Source organism: Nonomuraea mangrovi (genome assembly GCF_042681425.1).
Taxonomy (GTDB): domain Bacteria; phylum Actinomycetota; class Actinomycetes; order Streptosporangiales; family Streptosporangiaceae; genus Nonomuraea; species Nonomuraea mangrovi.
This window is the reverse complement of sequence record NZ_JBHUFV010000108.1, coordinates 1-7,605: the sequence shown is the minus strand read 5'-3', so window position 1 is coordinate 7,605 and position 7,605 is coordinate 1. Positions and strand designations below refer to the sequence as shown.

The window sequence follows — 7,605 nt, the reverse complement described above, 5'->3', positions numbered from 1 at the left end:
CTCGGCCTCGCCGAGTCACCCGCACCCGTCGACATCAACGTGCTGCAAACCGCCCTCGACGTCCTCGTACGCGCCGACGACCTCGCCGCCGAACTCGGCGAATGGTCCATCGAGCCTTCACCGCTCCCGCCCGAGCTCGGCGAGCTCGACGCACGCCCCTGGTTCCGCTACACCCGGGCCGTCCTGATCAACGAGCACGTCGACCTCGGCGAACCAGGCCCCTGGCACGACCACGCCACCCCCATCGTCCACGGCATGTACGAGCAGGTCGCCCAGGCGCTCGCCATGCTCTACACCGGCCAGGTCGTGCGCGTCATCTGCCCCTGGTGCGACGGCCGGACCATCACGCAGCCCGCCGGCGGCGCCTACACCTGGAAGATTCACGAGCTGCCCGGCGGCCAGATCGCCATCGTCTGCCACGGGCTGTGCGAGCCGCCCGAGCGTGAGGTCGGTACCTGGTGGCGGGGTATCCCTTGCTGGCCGATCTCCGACTGGGAGAGGCTAGCGAAACGAGTGCGCGCGAACGAGGCACACGAGACGATTGGGATATGACAGCAGCCGCGCCCTTCGACTGGATCTCCACGACTGTGTCGGCTGGCACCCTGGTGCTCGGCGGCATCCTCACCATGGCTGGCAGCGCGCTGGCTGACCTTCGTGCCAGCAAGCGCGAGACAAGAGCGCGACGAGATCAGTTACAGATCCAGCTCAGCGAACGAGACCGAGAAATCCTGTACGCGCTCCAGGAGGTCACACTTGAGATCCACAATTTTCACATTGACCTCGTGGAAGCCCTGTCCCACCGCGGAGGGCCTACTCGAACAGGGATGCTAGGTCGCGACTACTTCCGACCCGTGGATCAACTCTTCAGCCGTCAAACGCTTTGGCTCTACCGCTGTCGATCGGAGGTGGTGCGAAACGCGATCACAGCCCACGTGCGCGCCTGCAGAGTGGTCCATGAGAGCCAGGATGCATCGACCAGAGAGGCCAACCTAGAGATAGCGATGGGCGCCTTTCGAGATGCCCAGTGGGCCATGGGAGAAGAGCTCAGACGATCCAGTGTGGGCGATCTCGGGATCGCTCCGTGGCGTCTTCGCCGCCGCGAGGAGAAGCGCCTCAAGGCCCGACGCAGGCTTGACACCGGGCCTGTGGATAACTCATGATCGAGGCGTCTTCGGCGTGCCTGGAATCGGGCCAATCTGCCGCGGCCACGCAATCGGTGGGCGAGGAACCCTTTCCCGCCAGACTCGCGGCAAGTCGCCCCGACGAACATGCTCGTCGAGCGCATCCCACAGGACCTTGATCCCGGAAGCGATCTGCATAAGCTCAGCGACGTCCTCATCGGTCTGGCGAGCGTCATCAAGCAGATCAAGACGTTGACTCAGCTCAGCAATCTCGCGATCAAGACCGGCGTAGTTCCCGTCAGGCGTGCCAAGGGCCATGCCCTGAGGCTAGTCACGAAGCGCGTACCGCGCTGGACTTTCATCAGCTGGGGGTGCACATGGCCTCCACGCCACTCACCGACGACGAACGCCAGCAGATCCGCGACCTCCACGCCGCCGGCCACGGCTGCAACCAGATCGCCCGCCAGCTCGGCCGCGACCGCTCCACCATCAGCCGCGCCGCCAACGACATCGGCCTGTCGTTCGACCGCGCCCAGACCCGGCAGGCCACCGCCGCGCGCCAGGCCGACAACGCCGCCATGCGCGCCCAGCTCGCCTCCGACCTCCTCGCCGACGCAGTACGCCTCCGCAAGCAACTGTGGGAGCCGTGCACCATCCACTCCTTCGGCGGTAAGGACAACATCTACAACGCCGCCGAGGTGGCCGAGCCGCCGTTCCGCGACAAGCGCGACATCATGAGCACCGTCGGCACAGCCGTCGACAAGGCCCTCCGCCTCACCGACTACGACGCCACCGACGGCGCCGGCGAGGTCGCCTCTCTGCTCGGCACCCTCTTCGACGGACTACGGGCCAAGCATGGCGACACCCCGCCTGAGTGACCTGCAAGAGCGGTCGATCGCCCTCAGCACGGCCCGTATCAACATCTGGTCCGGCGCGGTCCGATCCGGGAAGACCATCAGCTCGCTGCTGCGCTGGCTGGAGTACGTCGGCCGAGCTCCCCGCGGCGGCGCCCTCGTGGTCTCCGGCAAGACCTACGACACCGTCAGCCGGAACGTCTTCGGCCCGCTCCAGGATCCAGCGATCACCGGCCCGGCCGCCGCGCACGTGAAGTACACCCGCGGCGCCGGCACCGCCACGATCCTCGGCCGCCAGGTCGAGGTCATCACCGCCAACGACGAGAAGGCCGAAGGCCGCATCCGAGGCCTGACCGCTGCGGGCGCCTACGTCGACGAGCTCACCCTCATCCCGGAGAGCTTCTTCACGCAGATGCTCGCCCGCCTGTCCGTCCCGGGCGCGAAGGTGTTCTGTACGACGAACCCGGACGGTCCCTCGCACTGGGTGCGGAAGAAGTTCATCCTCCGCCAGGGCGAGCTTGACCTACGGCATTGGCACTTCACCCTGGACGACAACCCTGCCCTCGACCCCGCGTACGTAGCCGCGCTGAAGGCGGAGTACGTCGGCCTCTGGTACAGGCGCTTCATCAAGGGCGAGTGGTGTCTGGCCGAGGGCGCCGTCTTCGACATGTGGGACGAGAACATCCACGTCGTCGACGTGCTGCCTCCGATAGTCCACTGGATCGCCGTTGGTGTGGACTACGGCACGACGAACCCGTTCGCGGCGCTCATGCTCGGCCTGGGTGCTGACGGCCGCCTGTACTTCACCCGCGAGTACCGCTACGACTCCAAGCTCGCGCGACGGTCGCTGACCGATGTCGAGTACGCCCAACGGCTGGTCGCCTGGATGGACGCCAGCGGGCACCCCCGGCCGGACTACGTGGTCGTCGATCCCTCGGCAGCGTCGTTCCGTGTGCAGCTCCACCAGCCGCCGTTCGGCATCGCTTCCCGACTCGGGGACAACGAGGTGCTGCCCGGAATCATGACCATGTCGTCGCTGCTGGCCACCGACCGGCTGAAGGTACATCGGTCGTGCACGGGGTTCATCGAGGAAGCACCGGGCTACTCCTGGGATGAGGAGGCCTCGGAGAAGGGTCTCGACGAGCCGATCAAGACGGCCGACCACTCGTTGGACGGTGGCCGCTACGCGATCCACACGACGCGCGCTGTCTGGCAGTACCAGTTGCGCGAGCCGACGCTCCTTGCGGCCTAGCTGATGCTGTTGACCCAGATGCCAATCGGGATGGATGTCGCAGCTGAGACCAGAACACCGAGGACGAAGAATAGCCACTGCTGACGTCTGTCAGCCCGGATCGTGGCCTCTGTCTCCCCCAAGAGGATCTTCCGAATCTGCTCGGCCTGCTCACGGTTCAAGTTCAAAAGCCGCTGCTGTCGCTCCGCTTCGGAGATCAGCATCTCTCTTGCTGCTTGCTGTGCCTTTAGGTCCCGATCGAGCTCATCCATGAGTGTGACCGCTTCGGCGAACGCCGCATTGACGCGGTCAACGCGACGGCGAAGGCGGATGCCGGGATCCATGTTGGCTTCGATCAGCCTCTTACGCGCGAAGCGCTCATCCACTGCGCCGCCATACCAACCGCCAGCAAGGCTCAGCACAACATTCACGCCCATGGCCAACCAGAACGGAACTCCGAGTAAGAAGGTCAGCGACAATGTCGCGGCGACCCCGCAGGCGGCGGCGAAGATGATGAGGTAGATGCCGGGCCTACGCCAGGAGAGGCGACGGAGGGCCTTGAGAATCATGAACCTATTGGACTGCGCAAGCCGACTACTGAGTAGTTGGTGTGACGGGATTGCGACCTACTGACGCACAGTTCATCCCGCGAGCACTGCTCTACCAGTCATTAGCTTGCGGGAAGTTTCACAGCCAAGATCAACATTTGTTCAAATCGGACAGGTGGAGCGGTTAGCATGTTGCCTTAGATGAAGAGGGCCCCGCACTCTGCCTGCCAGCGATAGTGCGGAGCCCTGTGCGGGAGGGTCAGGGTCGACTACCTGACCCCACCCCCATTCACCAGCCAATCGATGGCGATCAGAACCGCCCGCATCGCGAGCGCGATCCACTCACCACCGCCTGATCGGCGACGCCGCTTTCCCCTAGTCACGAACCGCCTCTTTCTTGGCCCAGGTCTTGGATGTCGACGGGACCGACCGAACTGGGTTGCCGGTCGATCCCATGGGACAACCGACCGGTATGAGGAGAATCGCTGGGGTTGGCGACAGATAAAGCCTAGAGCCCTCCTCTGACCTAGTTTGGCCAGGGGAATCATCGAATCCGTTTTCGGTCGCGCCAGATACGGCCGATCCAGATGCCGCTACAAACGAGACATTTCGCCAACGAGTCGGTGGGTACCGAGCGTTCTTCGCATGTACTTAGTGACCAAAAATCTCGATGTGATGTGCATCACATTTCCGTTCGATTCGCGATCGTGAAGGACGACCCATGCCGCTGCCGAGCGGCGGCACCTGGCCGCCCCGACACCTCGCCCCCATTTACCAGCACTACAACGTGCTCGACACCTGGTACCAAGGCGACAGCGAGCGCCTGGCCGCCCTGTACGGCGATAGCCGCGGTGCGGCGCCGGCCAACCGGCCGTCCCAGTACCGGGGCGGTGTGCTCGGCGCGGCCGCGCGCTGGTTCTGGGGCCAGCCCACCCCGGCCGGTGAGAAGCGCACCAAGCTCCACGTCCCCATCGCCTCCGACATCGCGACCATGTCGTCGGACCTGCTCTTCTCCGAGCCGCCCTCCATCACCGTGGAGAACGAGCAGACCCAGGCTCGCATCGACGAACTGCTGCCCAGCCTCCAGGCCACCCTCCTCGAAGGCAGCGAGGTCGGCGCGGCGTTGGGCGGCTACTACCTGCGGGCCGTCTGGGACACCGACGTCGCCGAGAAGCCCTGGCTCGCCGCCGTGCACGCCGATGCGGCTGTCCCCGAGTGGCGCTGGGGCCGCCTCTATGCGGTGACGTTCTGGCGGATCGTCGAGCAGCCCGACGACAAGACGTGCATCCTGCATCTCGAACGCCACGAGCCTGGTTTCATCCACAACGGGCTGTACGTGGGCGGGATCGGCGACCTCGGCAAGCAGCAGCCGCTCACCGCGCATCCCGAGACGGCCAAGATGGAGCCCGTCATCGAGACCGGCCTCACGCGGGCCAGCGCTGTCTATATCCCCAACATGAGGCCGAACAGGACCTGGCGGAACTTCCCCGCCGGCGCCAACCTCGGCAGGTCAGATTTCGACGGCCCCGTGTTGGGCCTCATGGACTCGCTCGATGAGACGTGGACCAGCTGGATGCGCGACATCCGCCTGGCCAAGGCCCGGCTGATCGTCCCCGATTCCTACCTCCAGTCGCTGGGGAAGGGCCAGGGCGCCTACTTCGACCCCGACAGGGAGATCTACGAGGCGCTCTCCGTCCTCGGCGGCGACGACCGCATGGAAATCAGCGCCCAGCAGTTCGCGATCAGGGTCATGGAGCACAAGGAGACCCAGGCCGAGCAGCTCGCCGCCATCCTGAGGGCGACCGGCTACTCCGCCCAGTCCTTCGGCTTGTCCGGTGAGGTGGCCGTCACCGCCACCGAGATCAGCGCGAAGGAACGCCGCTCGCTCACCACCCGCGGGCGCAAAGCCTTGTACACCGCGCCCGAGCTGGCCGACGCGATCGAGATGCTCCTCCAGCTGGAGGCCAGCCTGTTCCCGGCCCTGGCCGTCGCCCCCGAGAAGCCCACCGTCGTCTTCGGCGACTCCGTCAGCCCGGACATGATGCAGCTGGCCCAGACAGCCGAACTCATGCGCCGCGCCGAGGCCGCCTCCGACGAGACCCTCGTCAGGCTTCTCCACCCGGACTGGGACGAGGAGCAGGTCCAGGCCGAGGTGGACGCGATCGCCGACGCCCGCCCGGATCCGATGGAGGATCCGTTCGCGCTGCCCGGCGAGATGGTCGGCGACGAGGGCGACCCCGAGGACCCCGCGGCGAAGGACGGCCCGCCCTCAGGGGGGTGAAGGTGGACGAGCTGACCGAATGCCCGCGATGTGGTGGCCGCCAGATCGAGTGGCTCCACCGGCTCGACCGGCTCGAACCGTTCGCCATCTGCATCGAGTGCTCGTGGCGTGAGGACTAGTTCGGGGAGGTCCGCATGGCTGTGGACCAGGACCTCCTCGACCGCATCGCCGCCACCGTCGCCGACCTCTACCGCGAAGTCGAAACCGCCCTCGTCCGCACCGTCGCGCAGCGTCTCCGCGCCGACCTTCCCCTCCCCTCCCCGTTCCAGGAGGAGAAGCTCGACGCGATCAGGCGACTGCAGGCGTCGGCCCGACTGATCCTGGCCACGCTGCAGGCCACCCGGGCGCGGATCATCAGGCAGGCCATCGCCGACGCCTACCGCTCCGGCGGGGAGGCGGCCGTCGCGGATCTCCCCGAGTCCTGGTTCCCCAGGTCCGGGATCGGCCAGGCCGCACGCAAGGCCACCGCCGTCGTCCCCAACGCGAGGGTGATCGAGAACATCGCCGCCGCGCTGCACCGCGACGTCGGCCGCGTCGACTCCAACATCCTCCGCGCCCCCGTCGACGCCTACCGCGCCGTCCAGGCCGGGGCCGCCGCCCGCATCATCACCGGCACCTACACGCGCCGCGAGGCTTCACAGGCGGCGTGGCGGGCCCTGATCGACCGCGGCATCGTCGACTTCACCGACCGCGCTGGCCGCCGCTGGAAGCTGTCCAGCTACGTGGAGATGATCGCCCGCACCAACGCTCAAAGAGCCGCGGTCCAGGGCCAGACAGACCGCCTTGAGTCCATCGGCATTGATCTCGTCTACATCAGCGACAACGTCCAAGAGTGCCGACTCTGCAGGCCGTTCGAGAGCAAGGTGCTCAGGCGCGACCTCGGCCCCGTCGGCGACATCAAGGTGGAGCACGCCACCCGCGACGGCGAGCTCGTCACCGTCCACGTTGTCGACACCCTCCCGGGCGCCATGACGAAGGGCCTGTTCCATCCGAACTGCAGGCACAGCGCGAGCGCCTACCTGCCCGGCGTCACCAAGCTGCGCACCGGCACCGCCGACCCCGACGGGGACAAGGCCCGGCAGAAGCAGCGCGCCCTCGAACGACGCATCCGCGCCGCCAAGGCGCAGGTCGAAGGGGCTCTCACCCCCGAAGCGAAGAAGGACGCGGGCGCCGACGTGCGCGCCGCCCAGGCCGCACTCCGCGCCCACCTCAAGGCCCACCCCTTCCTGAAGCGCCTGCCATACCGGGAGGCCATCGGCGCCGGCAACATCCCCAAAAGCACCACGCCCGGCGGGCCCGTCACCCCGCTGCAGCCGCCCATCCAAGGCCAGCTCCCGGCCATGCCCTCGGTCGACTCCGAGCAGGCGCGCCTCCAGGCTGAGGCGAAGACCAGGCAGGCGGCCGAGCGGAAGGCGCGGGAAGAGGCCGAGGCGCGAGCAGCTGCCGAAGCCCAGGCGCAACGGGAAGCCGAGGAGAAGGCGAGGGCCGAGGCCGAGCGCCAGGCCGCCATCGAGAAGGCGAAGCAGGAAGCCGCCGAAGCCGCCCGCCGTGCCGCCGCCGAACAGGCACA

At 67.0% G+C, this 7,605-nt stretch carries 8 protein-coding genes; 6 read left to right on the top strand and 2 right to left on the bottom strand.

Translation table 11 applies throughout. From position 1 onward, the window contains the following. The coding region (locus ACFSKW_RS54590; RefSeq protein ID WP_379583798.1) for a hypothetical protein at positions 1–552 on the top strand (552 nt) is incomplete at its 5' end. Further along, on the top strand, positions 549–1,160 hold the full coding sequence (locus ACFSKW_RS54585) for a hypothetical protein (RefSeq protein ID WP_379583796.1): 612 nt from the start codon (positions 549–551) through the stop codon (positions 1,158–1,160). The genes ACFSKW_RS54590 and ACFSKW_RS54585, both read left to right, overlap by 4 nt. On the opposite strand, the gene ACFSKW_RS54580 is transcribed toward ACFSKW_RS54585, so the two are convergent. Continuing rightward, complete coding sequence (locus tag ACFSKW_RS54580; RefSeq protein ID WP_379583794.1) at positions 1,155–1,439, bottom strand: hypothetical protein; 285 nt, start codon at positions 1,437–1,439, stop codon at positions 1,155–1,157. The genes ACFSKW_RS54585 and ACFSKW_RS54580 overlap by 6 nt on opposite strands. A 59-nt stretch (positions 1,440–1,498) precedes the next feature. On the opposite strand from ACFSKW_RS54580, the gene ACFSKW_RS54575 reads away from it, so the two are divergent. Both ACFSKW_RS54575 and ACFSKW_RS54570 read left to right on the top strand, forming a co-directional pair. Then, a complete protein-coding gene (locus ACFSKW_RS54575; RefSeq protein WP_379583792.1) occupies positions 1,499–1,999 on the top strand; it encodes a helix-turn-helix domain-containing protein in 501 nt (166 codons plus the stop codon). Continuing rightward, positions 1,977–3,227, top strand: a complete 1,251-nt coding sequence (locus ACFSKW_RS54570) for a PBSX family phage terminase large subunit (RefSeq protein ID WP_379583790.1) — start codon at positions 1,977–1,979, stop codon at positions 3,225–3,227. Before ACFSKW_RS54575 ends, ACFSKW_RS54570 begins: the two co-directional genes overlap by 23 nt. On the opposite strand, the gene ACFSKW_RS54565 is transcribed toward ACFSKW_RS54570, so the two are convergent. Continuing rightward, a complete protein-coding gene (locus ACFSKW_RS54565) occupies positions 3,224–3,775 on the bottom strand; it encodes a hypothetical protein (protein WP_379583788.1) in 552 nt (183 codons plus the stop codon). The two genes, ACFSKW_RS54570 and ACFSKW_RS54565, sit on opposite strands and share 4 nt — an antisense overlap. Positions 3,776–4,475: 700 nt before the next feature. On the opposite strand from ACFSKW_RS54565, the gene ACFSKW_RS54560 reads away from it, so the two are divergent. Together ACFSKW_RS54560 and ACFSKW_RS54555 are read left to right on the top strand one after the other, a co-directional pair. Next, positions 4,476–6,035: a hypothetical protein gene (locus tag ACFSKW_RS54560; RefSeq protein ID WP_379583786.1), complete on the top strand. Its 1,560-nt coding sequence runs from the start codon at positions 4,476–4,478 to the stop codon at positions 6,033–6,035. Positions 6,036–6,169: 134 nt separating this feature from the next. Continuing rightward, a partial coding sequence (locus ACFSKW_RS54555) for a phage minor capsid protein (protein WP_379583784.1) occupies positions 6,170–7,605 on the top strand: 1,436 nt, incomplete at its 3' end.